Annotated in this window: 18 protein-coding genes; 9 read left to right on the forward strand and 9 right to left on the reverse strand. The window is 62.1% G+C overall.

The window, feature by feature from the left end; all coding sequences use genetic code 11:
• Positions 1 to 22 precede the first annotated feature (22 nt).
• The 6 genes from JHD64_RS13325 to rbsK all read right to left on the reverse strand — a co-directional run bounded on the left by JHD64_RS13325 (position 23) and on the right by rbsK (position 5,935).
• Complete coding sequence (locus JHD64_RS13325) at positions 23 to 1,027, reverse strand: LacI family DNA-binding transcriptional regulator (protein ID WP_059287476.1); 1,005 nt, start codon at positions 1,025 to 1,027, stop codon at positions 23 to 25.
• Between the two features lie 140 nt (positions 1,028 to 1,167).
• The gene (gene rbsB / locus JHD64_RS13330) at positions 1,168 to 2,112 is read right to left on the reverse strand and encodes a ribose ABC transporter substrate-binding protein RbsB (protein WP_110313746.1); all 945 of its coding nucleotides are present in this window, start codon (positions 2,110 to 2,112) and stop codon (positions 1,168 to 1,170) included.
• A 79-nt stretch (positions 2,113 to 2,191) separates the two neighbouring features.
• Positions 2,192 to 3,130, reverse strand: coding sequence for an ABC transporter permease (locus JHD64_RS13335; RefSeq protein ID WP_110313745.1), 939 nt, complete (start codon positions 3,128 to 3,130; stop codon positions 2,192 to 2,194).
• A 21-nt stretch (positions 3,131 to 3,151) separates the two neighbouring features.
• The gene (locus JHD64_RS13340; protein WP_059284766.1) at positions 3,152 to 4,642 is read right to left on the reverse strand and encodes a sugar ABC transporter ATP-binding protein; all 1,491 of its coding nucleotides are present in this window, start codon (positions 4,640 to 4,642) and stop codon (positions 3,152 to 3,154) included.
• A gap of 10 nt (positions 4,643 to 4,652) precedes the next feature.
• On the reverse strand, positions 4,653 to 5,051 hold the full coding sequence (gene rbsD / locus JHD64_RS13345) for a D-ribose pyranase (protein ID WP_199053532.1): 399 nt from the start codon (positions 5,049 to 5,051) through the stop codon (positions 4,653 to 4,655).
• Positions 5,048 to 5,935 (reverse strand): ribokinase, encoded by an 888-nt coding sequence (gene rbsK / locus JHD64_RS13350; protein WP_199053533.1) that lies wholly within the window; start codon positions 5,933 to 5,935, stop codon positions 5,048 to 5,050. Before rbsK ends, rbsD begins: the two co-directional genes overlap by 4 nt.
• 447 nt (positions 5,936 to 6,382) lie before the next feature.
• Between rbsK and JHD64_RS13355 the strand changes: the two genes are divergently transcribed.
• The 8 genes from JHD64_RS13355 to lnt are packed head-to-tail and all read left to right on the forward strand — an operon-like array spanning position 6,383 to position 12,638.
• A complete protein-coding gene (locus JHD64_RS13355; protein WP_059284768.1) occupies positions 6,383 to 6,754 on the forward strand; it encodes a hypothetical protein in 372 nt (123 codons plus the stop codon).
• 36 nt (positions 6,755 to 6,790) lie between these two features.
• Positions 6,791 to 8,125, forward strand: a complete 1,335-nt coding sequence (miaB, locus tag JHD64_RS13360; protein ID WP_199053534.1) for a tRNA (N6-isopentenyl adenosine(37)-C2)-methylthiotransferase MiaB — start codon at positions 6,791 to 6,793, stop codon at positions 8,123 to 8,125.
• Positions 8,126 to 8,147: 22 nt separating this feature from the next.
• Positions 8,148 to 8,453, forward strand: a complete 306-nt coding sequence (locus JHD64_RS13365) for a YciI family protein (RefSeq protein ID WP_110313744.1) — start codon at positions 8,148 to 8,150, stop codon at positions 8,451 to 8,453.
• Complete coding sequence (locus JHD64_RS13370) at positions 8,450 to 8,800, forward strand: hypothetical protein (protein ID WP_059284771.1); 351 nt, start codon at positions 8,450 to 8,452, stop codon at positions 8,798 to 8,800. Before JHD64_RS13365 ends, JHD64_RS13370 begins: the two co-directional genes overlap by 4 nt.
• Positions 8,801 to 8,819: 19 nt before the next feature.
• A complete protein-coding gene (locus JHD64_RS13375) occupies positions 8,820 to 9,779 on the forward strand; it encodes a PhoH family protein (RefSeq protein ID WP_103526380.1) in 960 nt (319 codons plus the stop codon).
• On the forward strand, positions 9,757 to 10,263 hold the full coding sequence (gene ybeY, locus JHD64_RS13380) for an rRNA maturation RNase YbeY (protein ID WP_199053535.1): 507 nt from the start codon (positions 9,757 to 9,759) through the stop codon (positions 10,261 to 10,263). The genes JHD64_RS13375 and ybeY overlap by 23 nt, the downstream gene beginning before the upstream one ends.
• Positions 10,264 to 10,267: 4 nt before the next feature.
• Entirely contained in the window at positions 10,268 to 11,122 is an 855-nt protein-coding gene (locus tag JHD64_RS13385; RefSeq protein ID WP_059284774.1) for an HlyC/CorC family transporter, read from the forward strand.
• Position 11,123: 1 nt separating this feature from the next.
• Positions 11,124 to 12,638 carry an apolipoprotein N-acyltransferase gene (lnt, locus tag JHD64_RS13390; RefSeq protein ID WP_199053536.1) on the forward strand — a complete coding sequence of 505 codons (1,515 nt, stop codon included), beginning with the start codon at positions 11,124 to 11,126 and terminating at the stop codon, positions 12,636 to 12,638.
• 46 nt (positions 12,639 to 12,684) lie between these two features.
• Here lnt and JHD64_RS13395 read toward each other — a convergent pair whose 3' ends face one another.
• The 3 genes from JHD64_RS13395 to JHD64_RS13405 form a co-directional block, all read right to left on the reverse strand.
• Entirely contained in the window at positions 12,685 to 14,307 is a 1,623-nt protein-coding gene (locus JHD64_RS13395) for a methyl-accepting chemotaxis protein (protein WP_233170488.1), read from the reverse strand.
• A 290-nt stretch (positions 14,308 to 14,597) separates the two neighbouring features.
• Positions 14,598 to 16,085, reverse strand: coding sequence for a CoA-acylating methylmalonate-semialdehyde dehydrogenase (locus JHD64_RS13400; RefSeq protein ID WP_059284777.1), 1,488 nt, complete (start codon positions 16,083 to 16,085; stop codon positions 14,598 to 14,600).
• 35 nt (positions 16,086 to 16,120) lie between these two features.
• The gene (locus JHD64_RS13405; protein ID WP_059284778.1) at positions 16,121 to 17,437 is read right to left on the reverse strand and encodes an aspartate aminotransferase family protein; all 1,317 of its coding nucleotides are present in this window, start codon (positions 17,435 to 17,437) and stop codon (positions 16,121 to 16,123) included.
• Between the two features lie 165 nt (positions 17,438 to 17,602).
• On the opposite strand from JHD64_RS13405, the gene JHD64_RS13410 reads away from it, so the two are divergent.
• Complete coding sequence (locus JHD64_RS13410; protein WP_233170489.1) at positions 17,603 to 19,021, forward strand: PLP-dependent aminotransferase family protein; 1,419 nt, start codon at positions 17,603 to 17,605, stop codon at positions 19,019 to 19,021.
• Positions 19,022 to 19,036: the final 15 nt, after the last annotated feature.

Here is a 19,036-nt window from a genome sequence, read left to right on the forward strand (position 1 = left end):
GCGGGGGTTTTGTTAGCGGTTCTTAACGGCGGGTGATGCTGGCGGGAACCGCCACCCCGGCCTGCAGCGGGGGCTGGCCTTGCAGCAGGGAAAAGATCTGCTGCAGGCAATGATCCGCCATCGACTGGCCATCCTGCACGATGGCATCCACCGGAATCGGCAGGCAGTCCAGCAGCGGATGATCGTCAAAGGTCATCAGACAGGATGGTGCTTCGCGCAGGCGGTGGGTCTGGCTCATAAAGGACAGCACCCCTTCCAGCAGGGTGATGGAAGCAGTGAACAGCGCCTGTGGATAGCGCCCTTCGCGGGCATGCCACTGCTGCATCATGGCAAAGCCGGAGGCACGCTGGAAATCCCGTTCCTGCACCCAGTGCGCCTGCTCGGTCAGCCCCTGTGCCTGCAAGGCCTGGCGATAGCCGGCCAGGCGGTCGCGGCTGGGCGACAGCGTGGGCTGGCCACCGAAATACACCACCTCGCGCACGCCCTCTGCCAGCTTGCTGCCGATCAGCCGTGCCACGGTATCGGTGGCATCGGTCACCACGGAAGGGATGCCACTGCCGTCGATGCGCCGGTCGACAAACACCAGCGGCAGCCGCGTGGTCCATGGCAGATAGCGGGCAGCATCACTGCTACAGGGCACTACCGCCATGCCATCCACCTGCCGCGCCACCAGATGTGCCATGCCCTCCGCTTCGCGCGCCGGGTCCTCGTCGCTGGTCACCAGCACCAGCTGGTAATCGCGCGCGCGGCACAGGTTTTCCATGGCCTGCGCCAGCGCGGCATGGGCCGAGTTGGTCAGGTCGGGAATCACCAGGCCGATGCTGTTGCTGCGTTTGCTGCGCAGCGAGCGGGCAGACTGCGACGGGTTGAAGTGATGCTCGCGTGCCACTTTTTCCACCCGCTCCACCGTGGCCGGTGCGATGCGGTAGCGTTCGGCATGGCCGTTCAGCACCATGCTGGCCGTGGTGCGCGAAACGCCGGCGAGACTGGCAATATCATCGATGGTGAGACGCTTGTAGGCAGTCACGGCAGGCTTTCCTGTCAGCAATTGATCACAAATGGCAACAACCCCCGGCAACCATGTCAGCAGCGGGGGGGTGCGCGATGTAGCGATTGTATTACAAGCCGGCCGGGGTGAGGCAGCGCCCGCCCCGGCAGATGGCCGGTTTACTGCTTGATCAGATTCAGCGGTACCGGGATGAACTTGTCCACGCTCTGGCCAGCAGCCAGCTTCTTGGCGGTCTGGATGCCATACTGGCCGATCAGCTCGGGCTGCTGCTGCACGGTGGCAGCCAGGGTACCGGCCTTCACGGCGGCAACGGCGTCGGCAGTGGCATCAAAGCCCACCACCACCACGTTTTTCAGGCCAGCCGCCTGAATGGCCTTGAGCGCGCCCAGGGCCATTTCGTCGTTGTGGGCAAACACGCCCTGGATGTCCTTGTTGCCCTGGATGATGTTTTCCATCACCGTCAGGCCCTTGGCGCGGTCGAAATCGGCCGGTTGCTTGGCCAGCAGTTTCACCTCGGCCTTGCCATCCACCACCTTGTGGAAGCCTTCGCCACGCTCACGCGCGGCAGAAGAACCGGCAATGCCTTCCAGCTCGACGATACGCCCCTTGCCACCCAGCTTTTGCAGCAGGAACTCGCCGGCCATCTTGCCGCCGGCCACATTGTCCGAGGCAATGTGGGCGCTGACTTCGGCACCGTTCACGCTACGGTCCAGCGATACCACCTTGATGCCCTTGCCGGTCGCTTCCTTCACCACATTGGCCACGGCGGAGGAGTCAGTCGGGTTGATCAGGATGACGTTCACCTTTTTCTGGATCAGGTCTTCCACGCTGGCCTGCTGCTTGGCCGGGTCGTCCTGCGCATCCACGGTGATCAGCTTGATGCCATCCTTCTGTGCTTCGTCTTCCGCACCCTTGCGCAGCGAAACAAAGAAAGGATTGTTGAGGGTGGATACCGCCAGGCCGACCGTCAGCTGGCCATCGGCGGCGGCAGCTGCCGGGGCGCTGGCGGCTGCCGGGGCAGCGCTGTCCGGGCCTTGCTTGGAACAGGCGGCCATGCCGATTACCAGCAGACTGGCCAGCAGCGGGTGAACAATGCGATTCATGGTGAGTCTCCCTGATTGATGATTGAGCTTGCGTTGACCGGCCCTGGCGCAGGGCCATTGTTGATGCGAAAAACAGTCCTTACTTCTTGCCGCTGCGGTCGATCAGCACCGCCAGCAGAATGACCACGCCCTTGATCACCTGCTGATAGAAGGACGATACGCCCAGCAGGTTGAGGCCGTTATTGAGCACGCCGATCAGCAGCGCGCCCATCAGCGTGCCGAAGATCCAGCCGCGGCCGCCGGTGAGGCTGGTGCCGCCCAGTACCACGGCGGCGATGGCATCCAGCTCGTAGCCGCTGCCGGCAGTGGGCTGGGCCGAATTCAGCCGCGAGGTCAGCACCACCCCGGCCATGGCCGACATGGCTCCGGACAGGGTGTAGACCCACAGCTTGACCTGATCCACCTTCACCCCGGACAGCCGGGCCGCTTCTTCATTGCCACCAGTGGCGTACACATGGCGGCCGAATACGGTTTTCTTCAGCAGGAAGGCAAACAGGCCGAACATGATCAGCATCCACACCACCGGAATCGGCACCAGGCCGGCGACATAGCCGCCGCCCAGCATGGAGAACAGATCGCTGTTGAAACCGGTAATGGGGCTGCCGCCGGACACCACCAGCGCCAAGCCGCGCAGAATGGTCATCGAGGCCAGGGTGGCGATGAACGGGGCCACCTTGCCCTTGCTGATCACCAGCCCGTTAAAGAGGCCCATCAGCCCGCCCCCCAGCACCCCCAGCAGCGTGGCCAGCAGCGGATCGACCCCCGCCTGGATCAGGGTGGCGATGGCCACCGAGGACAGCGCCAGAATGGAACCGACCGACAGGTCGATGCCGCCCAGCAGGATCACCAGCGTCATGCCAAAGGCAATCAGCGCATTGATCGATACCTGGCGCATCACGTTCAGCAGATTGGCCACGGTCAGAAAGTCCGGGCTGAGCACGGCCAGTCCCACCGACACCAGCACCAGGGCGATGAACGGGCCCAGACGCTGCAGGGTGGCTTTTTGTTTTGGAGTCATGATGTATTCCTTGCTCTGAAATCAGGCGGCATGCGCGGTGCCGGTGGCGGCCGCCATGATGCTTTCCTGGGTAGCGCTGGCCGCCTCGAACAGACCGGTCTGGCGTCCTTCATGAATCACCAGGATGCGGTTGCTCATGGCCATCACTTCCGGCAGCTCCGACGACACCATCACGATGGCGACACCGGCCGCGGCCAGCTGGTTGATGATGTGATAGATCTCGGCCTTGCCGCCCACATCCACCCCGCGGGTGGGTTCGTCCAGCAGCAGCACCTTGGGCGGCTGCGCCAGCCATTTGGCAAACACCACTTTTTGCTGATTGCCACCGGACAGCGATTTCACTTCCAGCTCGGCATCGCGGGTGCGGATGCGCAATTGCTCGATCAGCCCGGCCACCGCCTGCTGCTCGGCGGCGTCCGACACCACGCCCAGCCGCGCATACTGCGGCAGATGCACCAGGGTGGCGTTTTCGCGTACCGACATGCCCAGCACCAGGCCCTGGCTCTTGCGGTCCTCCGTCACAAAGGCGAGGCCGGCGGCAATGGCCGCGCCCGGACTGTCCAGCTGCAAGGCCACGCCATCCAGCAGCACCGCACCGGCACAGCGCCGGTTCAGCCCAAACAGGGTCTTGAGGATTTCACTGCGCCCTGCCCCCATCAGCCCGGCCACGCCCAGCACTTCGCCGGCACGCACCTCGAAGCTGATGTCACGCACATGGTGTTCGTCGGCCAGCCCCTTGACCTGCAAGCGCACGGCACCGGGTGCGGCACTGCGACGGGGGAAGCGATCGCCGATCTCACGCCCCACCATCATGCGTACCACTTCATCAAAGTCTGTGCGGGCAATCACCCGCTCGCCGACAAAGCGGCCATCGCGCAGCACGCTGATCTTGTCGCAGATGCGGAAGATTTCTTCCATGCGGTGCGACACATAGACGATGGCCACGCCCTGCGCCTTCAAGCTGCGCATCAGGCCGAACAGGGTGTCGATCTCGCGTTCGGTCAGTGCCGCTGTCGGCTCGTCCATGATCAGCAGCCGTGCATCCATGGCCAGCGCCTTGGCGATTTCCACCATCTGCTGCTGGCCGATGGACAGCAGGCCGGCTTCCGCTTCCGGATCGATATTGTCAGCCCCCAGCGCTGCCAGCTGTGCGGCGGCCTCGCGCCGCATGCGGGCATGGTCGATCACGCCAAAGCGTGCCGGCTCGCGCCCCAGGAACAGGTTTTCCATCACCGACAGCTGCGGAATCAGGTTCAGTTCCTGGTGGATGATGGCAATGCCGCAAGCTTCGGCCTGACGGGTGGAGCGGATCTGCACCGGCTGGCCATCAATGCTGATGGCACCGCCATCGCTGCGGTATACCCCGCTGAGGATTTTCATCAGCGTGGATTTGCCGGCACCGTTCTCCCCCATCAGCGCGTGGATTTCGCCGCCAGCAATGGCAAAGTCGACCTCTTCCAGTACGCGGACCGGGCCAAAAGCCTTGCTGATGCCCTGCATCACGACATTCATGGTCAGGTCCTCAGAAAATCACGCCGGAATGCAAAATCACATTGGCGTAGGGTGTGCACTCGCCGGTGCGGATCACCACCCGCGCAGCCTGACAGCGTTGCTTGAATGCTTCATGACTGACCCACTCCAGCGCCACGCCCTGTCGTGACAGGGCGGCAGCGGTTTCCACCACCGCCGGGTTGTGTGCGCGGCATTCGTCGGCAAACACCGCCCGTTCGCACTGGAAATCCGCCAGTACCGTTTCCAGTACGCGGGCAAAACCCGGCTCGCCCAGCGCCAGCGCCAGGTCGATGCATTCCACGCCAGGCGGAATCGGCAGGCCGCAGTCGGCAATCACCAGGCTGTCGGTATGGCCCATGCCGGCCAGCACACGGGCGATGTCGCGGTTCAGATGTCCCAGTTTTTTCATGCTTGTTGATCCAGAAAAGATTGCAGTTCGGCCAGCGTCGGCATGCCGCTCTGTGCGCCCTGCCTGGTGACCGACAGTGCGGCGGCGGCATTGGCCCGGCGTACGGCCTCGGCCAGACCCAGACTCCAGAAGGCTGCCAGCGCACCATTAAAGGTATCGCCGGCACCAGTGCTGTCCACCGCGGCCACCGGGAAGCCGGCAATCTGCTGCAGACCGCCCTGGGCGTCGGCATAGCTGGCGCCCTTGCTGCCCTGGGTCATCACGATGCCAGCCGGGCGGCTGGCCAGCAGCTGCTGCCAGGGCTGCTGGCTGGCCAGTGCCACCGCCAGCTCGTATTCATTGGGTGTCAGCAGGCTGACCTGTTGCAGCAAGGTGGCCGGTAGCGGCTGGGCCGGTGCCGGATTCAGGATGAAGGGCTTGCCGTGACGCGCTGCCAGCATGGCGGCATGCTCGACGGTGGCCAACGGCACCTCCAGCTGGGCCAGCACCACGTCGGCATCGATAAAGGCCTGCTCGGCCGCATCCAGCTGCGCCGCTGACACGGCATTATTGGCTCCCGGCACCACCAGGATGGCATTGTCGCTGCCGGCCAGGGTAATGCTGGCCATGCCGGTGGCTGCATCCACCCGGCTGATCCAGCGGGTATCGATGCCCTCGGCCTTGAGGCCGGCCAGCAACTGCTCGCCAAACGCATCCTGGCCCAGGCAGGCAATCAGGCTCACTGTCGCCCCCAGCCGGGCCGCCGCCACCGCCTGATTGGCACCCTTGCCACCGGGATAGGTGGCAAAGCGGTGGCCGAACAGGGTTTCACCCTGGCGCGGAAAGCTGTCCGCTTCCACCACCAGGTCCATGTTGATGCTACCGATCAGCAAAACTCGGCTCATGTCTTGTCTTTCCAGGCGCAGCACCACCAGGGTGAGCTGGCACGGCGGTGTCATTTGACACTGCGGGCACAGGCCGTGGCAGGCTGCTGTTCATCAAAGGCTAAAACGTACTCAGCAATTGGGTGAACTTATAGCAGAGCCGGCATGTCGGTGGAAGCACAACACGCAATAAATGTAAGTTTTCAACTACATGGCAGCGAAAAAAAACCACACCATGGTGCAGGAGCGCCAGCCAGACGCCGGCTACGGCCCCTGGCACGCACCACTGCGGTGCCGCCGGCCCTTGTCATGTAGTTGCAGCGCACAAATCACCCAGCCCTTGTCCGGTGCGGATGACGGCCAATCTCTGCGGCACCGCAGCAGGAAAACTTCGCGCCCGCGCTGCCGACAAGTCCCCTGCGCCAGCCAGCCGGCTGTGCTAAAATCGGCCAACACATTCATTTGATTATGAAAACACTCATCACCGCCCTCTTGCTCTGCCTGCTGTCACTGCCAGCCATGGCCGTGAACAGACTGCTGCCTGCCAATATCCTGGCCGGCACCATCTCCAGCGTGGACAACAACACCGTCACTTTCGTGAAGAGCGAAAGCTCCTTGCTGCGCTCGCTGCTGGCAACACTGATCCCCACTGGTCAGAGCTACGCCACCGCACCGGGCCTGCGCATCTATGACGGCGACAACCGCTTCCTGCTGACCGGTCAATTGCCCACCCTGGTGGGACAGACGGTTGGCATCACGCTGGACCTGCAAGGCAATATCAACCGTATCTGGGTGCTGAGCGATGCTGAAATCGAGCTGCTGCAGCAGCGCCAGCAGTAAGGCGCACCCAATGAACCAGCTGGAATCCGCGTAGCAATGAAGAAGGTATATATCAAGACCTTTGGCTGCCAGATGAACGAATACGACTCTGACAAGATGGTCGACGTTCTGGGCGATGCCGAAGGCATGATCAAGACAGACAATCCGGAAGACGCCGACGTCATCCTGTTCAACACCTGCAGCGTGCGCGAAAAGGCACAGGAAAAGGTGTTCTCCGATCTGGGCCGCATCCGCCCGCTGAAAGAAGCCCGCCCCGACCTGATCATCGGCGTCGGTGGCTGCGTGGCCAGCCAGGAAGGCGACACCATCGTCAAGCGCGCGCCTTATGTGGATGTGGTGTTCGGCCCGCAAACCCTGCACCGGCTGCCGGAAATGATCCGTGCCCGCCAGCACAGCGGTGCGGCGCAGGTGGACATTTCCTTCCCGGAAATCGAAAAATTCGACCACATCCCGCCGGCCAAGGTCGACGGTGCGGCGGCCTTTGTCTCCATCATGGAAGGCTGCTCCAAATACTGTTCTTTCTGCGTGGTGCCTTACACCCGTGGCGAGGAAGTATCGCGTCCGTTTGAAGACGTACTGACCGAAATCGCCGGCCTCACCCAGCAAGGGGTGAAGGAAATCACCCTGCTGGGGCAAAACGTCAACGCCTATCGCGGGCTGATGGCCGATGGTGAAATTGCCGACTTCGCCCTGCTGCTGGAATACGTACACGAAATGCCGGGCGTGGAGCGACTGCGCTTTACCACCAGCCATCCGCGTGAATTCACCCAGCGCATCATCGACTGTTACGGCAAGCTGCCCAAACTGGTGTCGCACCTGCACCTGCCGGTACAAAGCGGTTCCGACCGCATCCTGACCGCCATGAAGCGCGGCTATACCGCGCTGGAATACAAGTCCATCATCCGCAAGCTGCGTGCGCTGCGCCCGGACCTGTGCCTGTCATCCGACTTCATTGTCGGTTTCCCCGGTGAAACCGCGGCCGATTTCGAACAGACGCTGAAGCTGGTCAAGGACCTGGAATTCGACTTCAGCTATGTGTTCATCTACAGCGCCCGTCCCGGCACGCCGGCGGCCAATCTGCTCGACGACACCCCGCACACGGAAAAGGTGCGCCGGCTGGAAGCACTGAACGAAGTCATCGAGGCCCGCGGCTATGCCATCAACCAGAGCATGGTCGGCAGCGTGCAGCGCGTGCTGGTGGAGAATATCTCCAAGAAAGACCCGAACATGCTGGCCGCCCGCACCGCCAACAACCGGGTGGTGAATTTTGTCGGCCAGCCGCGCCTGCTCAAGCAGATGGTGGACGTGGTGATTACCGATGCCCGTCCGCACTCGCTGATGGGTGAAATCCTGACTCAAGAAACCGCGTGACACCCGCGCGCAAAGGCCCGTCATGTTTATCGTTGCACTCAGTTATATCGCCCCGCTGGAAGAGATCGACGCCCGGCTGGCACAGCATGTGCTGTGGTTGAAACAGTGCTACGCCGACGGGCTGTTTCTCGCCTCCGGCCGCAAGGAACCGCGCACTGGCGGCATCATCCTGGCCAGAGGCGACCGCCATGCCCTGCAGCAAAGGCTGGCACAGGACCCGTTTGCCCTGGCCGGACTGGCGCGTTACGACATCACCGAATTTCACCCCAGCATGACCGCCCCCGGGCTGGAAGCGCTACTTGCCCCTGCCGGGGAGCCTGCACCTTGAACCAGCCCACCGCCAGCCAGCTGCTGCCGGCTCCCCGTCCGCTCAGCCGTCACGCCCGCCGGGCGGCCCTGGCCTGCCTCATCATCCTGCCGCTGTTACTCTTGCCCAGCCTGTTGCTGGGTCAGCCGGGAGTGAATGGCGGCTGGGGTAGCCGTTCCCTGTTGCTGCTGATTGGCCCGGCGGCCATTGGCGGCACGCTGGCGCTGTATGCCCTGCTGCTGTATTTGCTGGACAAGCTCACCCTGGATGGCCTGCGCAATGGCCTGTTCATGCTGCTGACCTTGCTGGCCAGCGTGCTGCTTGTTCTGGAAGCCAGTTTCTGGTTTGCCTTGCTGTTCAGCCTCTGAACCACCTTTCGCCTACACGATGAATACCACTCCTCTCAGTTTCAATCCGGTCGATAACGAACGGCTGGCCCGCCTGTGCGGCCCGCTGGATGAAAACCTCAAGCAGATCGAAACCGGTCTGGATGTGCAGATCCAGCGCCGTGGCGAGCACTTCAAGTGCAGCGGCGAACACGCCGATCTGGCGGTATACAGCCTGACCCGGCTGTATCTGCTGGCGGAAAAGCGCGATATCTCCATCGACGACGTGCAGCTGGAACTGGTGGAAGTACGCCAGCACGAGCAGCAGGACGGCGATGTGCCGGTGCTGCTGACCCGTCGCGGCGACCTGCGCGGGCGCACCCCGCGCCAGAGCGGCTATATCAAGGCCATCAGCCAGCATGACATCACCTTCGGCATCGGCCCGGCCGGCACCGGCAAGACCTATCTGGCGGTGGCCTGCGCGGTGGATGCCATGGAGCGCGATGCCATCAAGCGCATCGTGCTGGTACGGCCGGCGGTGGAAGCCGGCGAAAAGCTGGGCTTCCTGCCCGGTGATCTGGCGCAAAAAGTCGACCCCTACCTGCGCCCGCTGTATGACGCCCTGTACGACCTGATGGGCTTCGACCGCGTCACCCGCCTGTTCGAAAAGAACCTGATTGAAATTGCACCGCTGGCCTATATGCGTGGCCGCACGCTCAACAACGCCTTCATCATTCTGGACGAGGCGCAAAACACCACGCCGGAACAGATGAAGATGTTCCTCACCCGCATCGGCTTTGGCTCGCGCGCGGTGATTACCGGTGATGTGACGCAGATCGACCTGCAGCGCCACCAGAAAAGCGGGCTGGTGGAAGTGGAAAAAATCCTGGGCCAGGTGCGCGGCATTCATTTCCACCATTTCCAGAGCGAAGACGTGGTGCGCCACCCGCTGGTGCAGAAAATCGTCGATGCCTACGACCACTATCAATTGAAAAACGATGAAACAAGCCAAGCGAAATAACCCGCTGCTGCGCCTAGCCGCCCGTCTGCAACTGACGCTGGAAGACCGCAGCCAGGCACAGTTACTGCCCGATGCCAAACTGATCCGCCGTTGCTGCCAGGCCGCCCTGCAGGCCGATGTGCAGCAGGCCCAGGTCAGCATCCTGCTGGTGGGCAGTGAAGAAGGCCGCAGCCTCAACCACACCTACCGCGGCAAGGACTACGCCACCAATGTGCTGTCGTTTGCGCTGAATGAAGGCGAGAACATTGCCGATCTGCCGCTGTTTGGCGATCTGGTGCTGTGTACCGAGGTGGTGGAAAAAGAAGCCACCGAGCAAGGCATTGACCTGATGGCCCATTATGCCCACCTGCTGGTACACGGCATGCTGCACCTGCAAGGCTTTGATCATGAGGATGACGAAGAAGCGGAAATCATGGAAACGCTTGAAACTGTCATTCTTGCGAAGTTAGGATATCCCGACCCCTATCTTGAGGAAAAACGCTAACCCCATGGAAGACCCCAGTAAACACAAGCCCAGCCTGTTGGAACGCTTGTCCGCCATGCTCCTGCGCGAACCGGAAGACCGCGAGGAGCTGATTACCCTGTTGCACTCCGCCTTTGAACGCAATCTGCTGGACGCCGAAGCGCTGGCCATGATCGAAGGCGTGCTGGAAGTCAGTGACCTGACCGCCCGCGATGTGATGATTCCGCGCAGCCAGATGGACGTCATCCGCATCGACGACCCCATCGAGCGCCTGCTACCGGATGTGCTGCGCACCGGCCACTCGCGCTTTCCGGTGATCGGCGACAACAAGGACGACGTGCTGGGCATTCTGTTGGCCAAGGATCTGCTGCATTACTTCCATGCGCCCAAAACCTTCGATCTGCGTGCCACGCTGCGCGCCGGCGTGTTTGTGCCGGAATCCAAGCCGCTGGACGTGCTGCTGCGCGAATTCCGCTCCAACCGCAACCACATGGCCATCGTGGTGGACGAATACGGCGGCGTGTCCGGTCTGGTGACCATCGAGGATGTGATCGAACAGATCGTCGGCGACATCGAAGACGAATACGACTTCGAAGAAGACGACAACAATATCGTACCGGTACGCGACCAGCGCTACCGCGTCAACGCCCTCACCGAAGTGGCCGACTTCAACGAATACTTCGCCACCGACTACGCCGACGACGACGTCGACACCGTGGGCGGCCTGGTGATCTCGCTGATCGGCCATCTGCCCAAGCGTGGCGAAACCGTGGAATCCGGCTCGCTGCGCTTCACCGTATTGCGTGCCGACAGCCGCCGCCTGCAGACCCTGCTGGTGGAACGCCTGCCGCGCAATACCACCGAAAGCAGCCACGACTGACATGCGCACCCTGTTTGTGCTGATTGCCGCCGCCATCGCCGGCGCCCTGACCCTGTACGGCTTCGCGCCCTACCGCTTCTATGGTCTGCTGCCACTGTCGCTGGCGGCGCTGGCACAACTGGTACAGCGCAACCCCCAGCTAGCCTTCCGCACAGGCTATGTCTGGGGGGTGGCCGCCTACACCAGCAATTTCAACTGGATCTACCACAGCCTGCACGATGTCGCCGGCCTGCCGGCGCTGCTGGCCGCGCCGCTATTGCTGCTGCTACCGGCCTATCTGGCCATCTGGCCTGGCCTGGCCTGCTGGCTGACAACACGCATCGACCAGCGGCCCTGGGTGCGCTGGCTGCTGGCTTTTCCAGCGCTGTGGGAACTGGGCGAATGGCTGCGCAGCTGGGTGATGACCGGCTTTCCCTGGGGTGCCATCGGCTACTCGCAGGTAACGGAAAGCCCGCTGTCCGGCTTCATTCCCATCGGTGGTGTGCATCTGGCCAGCTGGCTGGTGGCGCTCACCGCCGGTGCGCTGGTCCTGGTTGCCAGTGGCAGCCGCCTGCAACGCTTGTCGGCGGTGGTCGGCATCATCCTGCTGTGGAGCGCGGGCTTCTGGCTGCAATCCCTCAGCTGGACCACCCCGACCGGCAAGCCCTACCGGGTGGCGCTGGCCCAGGGCGACATTCCCCAGGCCATCAAATGGGATCCGGCCACCTTCGAGGAAACCCTGAAGATTTATTACCAGCAGGTGGCCAGTACCCGGGCCGAGGTGATGATCCTGCCGGAAACCGCGCTGCCGGTGTTCCTGGACGACCTGCCCTCCGGCTACCTCACCATGATTGCCGGCGATGCCCAGCGCAAGAACATGGCGCTGGCCACCGGCATTCCACGCCGCACCAACGATGGCCGCGGCTACCTGAACGCGGTGGTCACGCTTACCGATGCGGCCCAGCCTTATTACGCCAAGGATCACCTGGTACCGTTTGGCGAATTCATTCCGCTGCCGGCACTGATAGGCTGGATTTACCAGTATATGAACATGCCGCTGTCCGGCTTCAGCCGCGGCGGTGCCAACCTGGCTCCACTGCTGCTGGCCGGCCACAGGATCGCCTTCAATATCTGCTATGAAGACAGCTTTGGCGAAGAGCTGATCGGCCCGGCGGCCCAGGCCGGCGTGCTGGCCAATGTCAGCAATCTGGCCTGGTTTGGCAAAAGCGTGGCGATGAGCCAGCATCTGCAGCTGTCACAGGCACGGGCACTGGAAACCGGCCGCTTCATGCTGCGCGCCACCAATACCGGCATGACCGCCATCATCCGCCCCGATGGCGAGATCGCCAGCGTGGCCGCACCATTCACCCAGCAGGTGCTGGAAGGCATGGTGCAGGACTATCAGGGCCTCACCCCCTATATGCAGTGCGGCAACCTGCCGGTGATTGCCGGCTGTATCGCCCTTGTACTGCTGGCCATCGGCCTGGGTGCCTGGCAGCGGTGGCAAAGCAGCCGCCCGCCTGAAGCAGCGGCATAACAAAAAAGCCCTCACACGAGGGCTTTTTCCTTGGCTCAGCAGCGGGTCAGACGTGGAAGCGCGACACCAGCTGGCGCAGATCACTGGCCAGGCTATGCATGGCCTGCACTTCCTGCGAGGTGCCGGCCGATTCTGCGGCATTGCTGCTGGCACTGCGCGCAATCAATTCCACCTGCTGGGCAATTTCATTGCTGGCACTGCCCTGCTCTTTCAGCGCATGCGAAATCTCGTTCACCACATTCACCACCCCGGTGGCGCTGTCGCGAATGTGCGAGATGGCCTCGCCGCCCTGCACCGCCAGTTGCAGACCGGTTTTCACCCGGCCTACCGCTTCTTCCATACAGGCCCGTGACTGATCGGAGCTGGTCTGGATTTCCTGGATCATGCCGGCGATTTCCTGCGTCGCCTGGCCAGTTCGTTCCGACAGCTTGCGTACTTCATCCGCCACCACGGCAAAGCCTCGGCCCATCTCGCCGGCGCGAGCCGCTTCGATGGCCGCGTTGAGCGCCAGCAGATTGGTCTGATCGGCAATATCCTTGATCACCTGCATGATGCTGGAAATGGTCTGGGTCTTGCTGGCCAGATCGGCAATGGTGACCGCTGCCTGATCCACCGACTCATTGATGCGGTGCATTTCGCTCACCGCACTGGAAATCACTTCGCCCCCCTCCTGCGACAGGCGGCCTGATTCCTGTGACAGATTGCGCGCGTCCTGCGCATGGCTGGCAATATGATTGATGCTGACCGTCAACTGTTCGATCGATGCTGCCATGGCAGCCGCTGCTTCACTTTGCCGGTCAGAACCACTGACCACGGCATCGGAGCGGCGCGCCACATCCGAACTCATCTGCGACAAGCGGCCGGCCTCGTCGGCAATCTCGCGCACCAGCTGCTTCAGGTGCTGCTGCATGTCGGCCACCGCGGCCATCACACTGCGCTGGTCACCGGCTTGCAAGGGCACGGTGGTATCCAGGTGGCCATCGGCAATACGGCGCACCACGCGCATGGTATCGCCGGGATCGGCCCCCAGCTGTCCCAGGATGCTGCGCATCAGGAATATCCCGGCAATCAGCAGCAACAGCAGGATGGCCGCCACTTCCAGCAGGGTGAGCCATAGCTGCTGCATAAAGGCGGCGTGGACATCGTCCAGGTAGATGCCGGTCCCGATCACCCAGTGCCAGCGTGCGCTGGTCATCAGATAGGAAATCTTCGGCTGCGGCTGGTCAAAGCCGGGCTTGTCCCAGACATATTCGGCAAAACCCTGACCATTGCCCTTGTTGACCGTGTCCTGGAACAGTTGCCCCAGATCGACACCGGTGGGGGTTTTCATCCCCTGCACGTTTTTACCCAGCATGGCGGCCTTGGCCCCATGGATGACGTAATTCCAGTTCTGGTCGTAGCCGAAAAAATACTCTTTCTTGTCGTAATGGCTGGCCATCAGGGCGGCGGCGGCCATCTGCTTGGCCTGGGCCTCGCTCAGCTTGCCGCTGGCTTCCAGTGCCTCGTAGCTGCTGATGATGCCCAGCGCGCTTTCCGTCAGATTGCGCGTCTTGTCCTGGCGGTCATGCAGCATGGCATTGCGCTGGTTGAACAGGGCCAGTCCGCTCAAGGCACAGATCAGCAAGGCCACCAGCAATAGCCAGGCGATCAGTCGAGCGCGCAAGCTCATTCCGCTATTTGTTTCCATGGTTTTCTCTCTAGTCCCGTTGGCAGTGTTTCTAGCAAGCAACTGCTCTAAATATCAGTACGTCGTCATTCTACCGTGATGCCGACAACAAGCCACAGGGGTTTACCCATGGATTTATTTCAAATTAGCGGATTATCTTGCAGAATACATTCGCAATTTCATCAAATCCGGCTTTTTCTGACGCCCAGCGCCGAGACCAGACATAAAAAAACCCGGCCTTTAGCCGGGTCAAAAGAGATGGGTCGCCCGCAGGCGCCGCCTCTGGGTCGTCCTTATTTCATGGTGGGCATCACGAATTCGGCGGTCAGTTTTTCCGGCCAGCGGCTGGTGATGGTCTTCATGCGGGTGTAGAAACGCACCCCTTCCGGACCATGCATGTGATGGTCGCCAAACAGCGAGGCTTTCCAGCCACCAAAGCTGTGGAAGGCCATGGGCACCGGAATCGGCACATTCACGCCGACCATGCCCACCTGGATGCGGTGGGAGAATTCGCGCGCTGCCCCGCCGGAGCGGGTGAAGATGGCCGTGCCATTGGCATAGGGATGCGCGTTGATCAGATTGACCGCGCTATCGAAATCCGGCACCCGGACCACCGACAATACCGGCCCGAAAATTTCTTCCTTGTAGATGGTCATTTCCGGGGTGACGTGATCAAACAGGCAGGGGCCGAGGAAGAAACCGTTCTCATGGCCCGGGTGCTGATAATCACGCCCGTCCAGCAACAATGTTGCGCCTTCGGCCACACCCTGGTCGACATAGCCTTTGACCTTGTCGCGATGCTGACGGGTCACCAGCGGCCCCATCTCGGCAGCGGCATCGGCACCCACGCCGATTTTCAGCGTGGCGGCACGCGCCTTCAGCCGCTCCACCAGCTTGTCCGCGACATCGCCGACGGCCACCGCAACCGAAATCGCCATGCAACGCTCACCGGCCGAACCGTAACCCGCCCCCATCAGCGCTTCCACCGTGCCATCCAGATCGGCATCCGGCATCACCACCATATGGTTCTTGGCGCCGCCCAGTGCCTGCACGCGCTTGCCATGACGGGCACCGGTTTCATAGATGTACTGGGCAATCGGCGTGGAGCCGACAAAGCTGATGGCCGCCACATCCGGGTGGGTCAACAGCGTGTCCACCGCCAGCTTGTCACCGTGCACCACATTGAACACCCCGTCCGGCAAGCCTGCCTGCTGGAGGAGGTCGGCCAGGAACAGCGCGGCAGAGGGGTCGCGCTCGGAGGGCTTGAGCACAAAGCAGTTACCGCAGGCAATGGCCACCGGCAGCATCCACAGCGGCACCATGGCCGGGAAGTTGAACGGCGTGATACCGGCCACCACCCCCAGCGGCTGGCGCATGGAGTGGCTGTCGATGCCGCTGCCCACCTGCTCGGTGAACTCTCCCTTGAGCAGCTGCGGAATACCGCAGGCAAACTCCACCACTTCCAGACCGCGGGTGACTTCGCCCAGCGCATCCGACACCACCTTGCCGTGTTCGGCAGAGATGATTTCCGCCAGCTGGCGCTGATTGGCTTCCAGCAGCTCCTTGAACTTGAACATCACCCGCGCCCGCTTCAGCGGCGAGGTTTCCGCCCAGGCGGGGAAGGCGCGGCGGGCATTGGCAACGGCGGCGTTCACTTCATCCACACTGGCCAGACCGACCTGCGCCACCACTTCGCCCAGCGCCGGATTGTAAACATCGGCCACGCGGCCGCTTTGGCCCTGGTACAGCTCACCGCCAATAAAATGTGCAATGGTTTTCATCTTGAATCCTGTCCGTTCTTGCTGGAGGTATAGGTTCAGGCCGTGGCCTGGATGGCTTCGCCAATCACGGCAAACAAGCGGTCGATCTCGGCTTCGCTGATGATCAGCGGCGGCGATACCGCGATGATGTCACCGGTAAAGCGCACCAGTACCCCGGCTTCCCAACACTTGAGGAAGACATCGAAGCCACGCGCACCCGGCGCACCCGGACGGCTGTCCAGCTCGATACCGGCCACCAGGCCCAGGTTGCGGATGTCCTTGACGTTTTTCACCCCCTGGAGCTGGTGCGCCTTGCTTTCGAACAGGCCGGACAAGGCGGCGGCGCGCTGGAACAGGCCCTCTTCCTGGTACAGGTCCAGCGTGGCAATGGAGGCGGCGCAGGCCAGCGGGTGTGCCGAATAGGTGTAGCCGTGCGGAAACTCGATGGCACGATCAGCCGCCGCTGCCATGAAGGCATCGTGAATTTCCGGCTTGACCAGCAGCGCGCCCATCGGCACCACGCCATTGGACAGGCCCTTGGCGCAGGTGATGATGTCGGGCAGCACATCGAATTTGTTGGCAGCCCAATCCGCCCCCAGACGACCGAAACCGGTGATCACTTCATCAAAAATCAGCAAGATGCCGTATTTGTCGCAGATCTGGCGCAGGCGCTTGAGATAGCCCTTGGGCGGAATCAGCACACCGGTGGAACCGGCCATCGGCTCGACCATCACGGCAGCGATGGTGGACGGGTCATGCAGGGTGGTAATGCGCGCTTCCAGCTCGTCGGCGAATTCGGCACCGAATTCCGGCTCACCACGGCTAAAGGCATTGCGCGACAGGTCGTGGGTGCTGCGCAGGTGATCGACCGCCGGCAGCGCCACCGGGAACAGCTTGCGGTTGCCGGCAATACCGCCCACCGAAATACCACCGAAGTTGACACCGTGATAACCACGCTCGCGGCCGATCAGCTTGACGCGGGCTGCATCACCGCGCACGCGGTGATAGGCCACTGCCATCTTCAACGCGGTATCGGCTGCTTCAGAACCGGAGTTGACATAGAACACCTTGGACAAACCCTTGGGTGCCATGGCCGCCAGCTTTTCCGCGGCCTCGAAAGCCTTGGGATGGCCGATCTGGAAGGGCGGCGCATAGTCCAGGGTGGCAATCTGCTTCTGGATGGCTTCCACAATCGGCTTGCGATTGTGACCGGCATTCACGCACCACAGGCCGGCACAGCCGTCCATGATCTCGCGGCCGGCATCGTCCTTGTAGTACATGCCATCCGCACTCACCAGCATGCGCGGTGCGCTCTTGAAGTGGCGGTTGGCCGTAAACGGCATCCAGAATGCGTCCATATTGAGTTCGGTCATGTGTTCTTCCTCCTGACGGCAGTCGTCTCTGCCTGATGTCTGACAATTTAGTCATCACACCAATACAATTACAGGTACAGTTATGCAGATATTTGCCGGGACCGTACAGGTCAAATCACCAGTACAGTTCAAGCAGCAGCCCCCTTGCCTGCGATGGAAAAGCCCATGACCAGCCTGAGCATCACCCCACAAGCCGGCCAGACCCTGGTCGACGCCATTGTCAGCGCCATCAGCCAGGCCATCGACGCCGGACACTGGCGTCCCGGTACACGCATACCCTCGATACGGCGCTTCGCCACCGAAAATGGCGTCAGCCCCTTTACCGTGGTCGAGGCCTATGACCGCTTGCTGTCACAAGGCTATCTGCGCTCGCGGCCCGGCTCGGGCTTTTATGTGGAAGTACGCCAGCGAGCGAGCAACCTGCGTCAGGCAGCGCGACTGGAAGATCTGCCCATCGATGAGCACTGGCTGTTGCGCAATGTCTACGAGCACTCGGAACAGGCCTTGCAAGCCGGTTGTGGCTGGCTGCCACCCGCCTGGTACGACATCGAAGCCCAGCAGAAAGCCCTGCGGGCGCTGGCGCGGCATGGTGACATGAATCTGCGCTACGGCGATCCCAAGGGCTATCCGGTATTACGCCGGCAACTGGCACAACAGCTGGCAGAAAAAGGTGTACCGGTACAGGGTGATGACATCCTGCTGACACAGGGTGCCAGCAAGGCGCTGGATATGGTGGCCTGTGCGCTGCTGCGCCCGGGCGATACCATCCTGGTCGATGATCCGGGCTACTGCAATCTCCTGTCCTGCCTGGCTTTTCGCGGTTTCAATCTGGTGGGCGTGCCCTGGACCGAGCAAGGACCGGATATCACCGCCTTGCAGGCCTTGCTCGAAACACACCGGCCGCGCGCTTTTTTCACCAATCCCTGGTTGCAGAATCCCACCGGTGCCAGCTATTCCGTACAAACCGCGCATCAGGTGCTCAAACTGGCCGAGCAATACGATTTGCTGCTGGTGGAGGACAATGTCTCGGGCGACTTCACCCATGGCCGCCAACCCACGCTGGCAGCGCTGGATGGCTTGCGCCGCGTCATCTATATCGACAGCTTTTCCAAGACCCTGTCGCCAGGCTTGCGCGTGGGTTTTATCGCCTGCCCGGCCGACTGCGTGGAAAAACTGCTGCGCTACAAAATGATGTCCGGTTTGACCACGCCGGAGCTGAATGAACGCGTGGTGCTGGAAATGCTCAATGAAGGGCGCTACCGCCGTCAGGTGGAAAAGCTGAAGTCACGGCTGGCCGAGGCGCAGTTTCTCGCCGCCGAGCGCTTGCAGGCACTGGGATGGGAGCTGTTTACCCGTCCTGCCAACGGGCTGTTCCTGTGCGCCAGGCCGCCACAAGCCATCGACAGCATGCAGCTGGCCGAGCAGGCCTTGAAACAGGACATCCTGCTGGCGCCAGGCCACCTGTTCCGCCCCTATGGCGAAGCCAGCAATTGGCTGCGCTTTAATGTTGCCTATAGCCAGGATGAACGCTTGTGGCATTTCCTGCAGGATCCACCCCGTGCCAGCACCGGCCGGCAATGCTAGCATGGGCGGCAATCC

Origin of the sequence: Aquitalea sp. ASV15 (assembly GCF_016429115.1) — a bacterium.
GTDB lineage: Bacteria > Pseudomonadota > Gammaproteobacteria > Burkholderiales > Chromobacteriaceae > Aquitalea > Aquitalea magnusonii.

Excerpts from the sequence above, each read along its gene's own strand:
- JHD64_RS13340 (WP_059284766.1), bottom strand. The coding sequence starts at position 4,642 with ATGAATGTCGTGATGCAGGGCATCAGCAAGGCTTTTGGCCCGGTCCGC.
- ybeY (WP_199053535.1), top strand. The coding sequence starts at position 9,757 with ATGAAACAAGCCAAGCGAAATAACCCGCTGCTGCGCCTAGCCGCCCGT.
- JHD64_RS13400 (WP_059284777.1), bottom strand. The coding sequence starts at position 16,085 with ATGAAAACCATTGCACATTTTATTGGCGGTGAGCTGTACCAGGGCCAA.
- rbsK (WP_199053533.1), bottom strand. The coding sequence starts at position 5,935 with ATGAGCCGAGTTTTGCTGATCGGTAGCATCAACATGGACCTGGTGGTG.
- JHD64_RS13385 (WP_059284774.1), top strand. The coding sequence starts at position 10,268 with ATGGAAGACCCCAGTAAACACAAGCCCAGCCTGTTGGAACGCTTGTCC.
- JHD64_RS13375 (WP_103526380.1), top strand. The coding sequence starts at position 8,820 with ATGAATACCACTCCTCTCAGTTTCAATCCGGTCGATAACGAACGGCTG.
- JHD64_RS13410 (WP_233170489.1), top strand. The coding sequence starts at position 17,603 with ATGACCAGCCTGAGCATCACCCCACAAGCCGGCCAGACCCTGGTCGAC.
- JHD64_RS13335 (WP_110313745.1), bottom strand. The coding sequence starts at position 3,130 with ATGACTCCAAAACAAAAAGCCACCCTGCAGCGTCTGGGCCCGTTCATC.
- JHD64_RS13405 (WP_059284778.1), bottom strand. The coding sequence starts at position 17,437 with ATGACCGAACTCAATATGGACGCATTCTGGATGCCGTTTACGGCCAAC.
- miaB (WP_199053534.1), top strand. The coding sequence starts at position 6,791 with ATGAAGAAGGTATATATCAAGACCTTTGGCTGCCAGATGAACGAATAC.
- lnt (WP_199053536.1), top strand. The coding sequence starts at position 11,124 with ATGCGCACCCTGTTTGTGCTGATTGCCGCCGCCATCGCCGGCGCCCTG.
- JHD64_RS13355 (WP_059284768.1), top strand. The coding sequence starts at position 6,383 with ATGAAAACACTCATCACCGCCCTCTTGCTCTGCCTGCTGTCACTGCCA.
- JHD64_RS13365 (WP_110313744.1), top strand. The coding sequence starts at position 8,148 with ATGTTTATCGTTGCACTCAGTTATATCGCCCCGCTGGAAGAGATCGAC.
- rbsB (WP_110313746.1), bottom strand. The coding sequence starts at position 2,112 with ATGAATCGCATTGTTCACCCGCTGCTGGCCAGTCTGCTGGTAATCGGC.
- rbsD (WP_199053532.1), bottom strand. The coding sequence starts at position 5,051 with ATGAAAAAACTGGGACATCTGAACCGCGACATCGCCCGTGTGCTGGCC.
- JHD64_RS13395 (WP_233170488.1), bottom strand. The coding sequence starts at position 14,307 with ATGAGCTTGCGCGCTCGACTGATCGCCTGGCTATTGCTGGTGGCCTTG.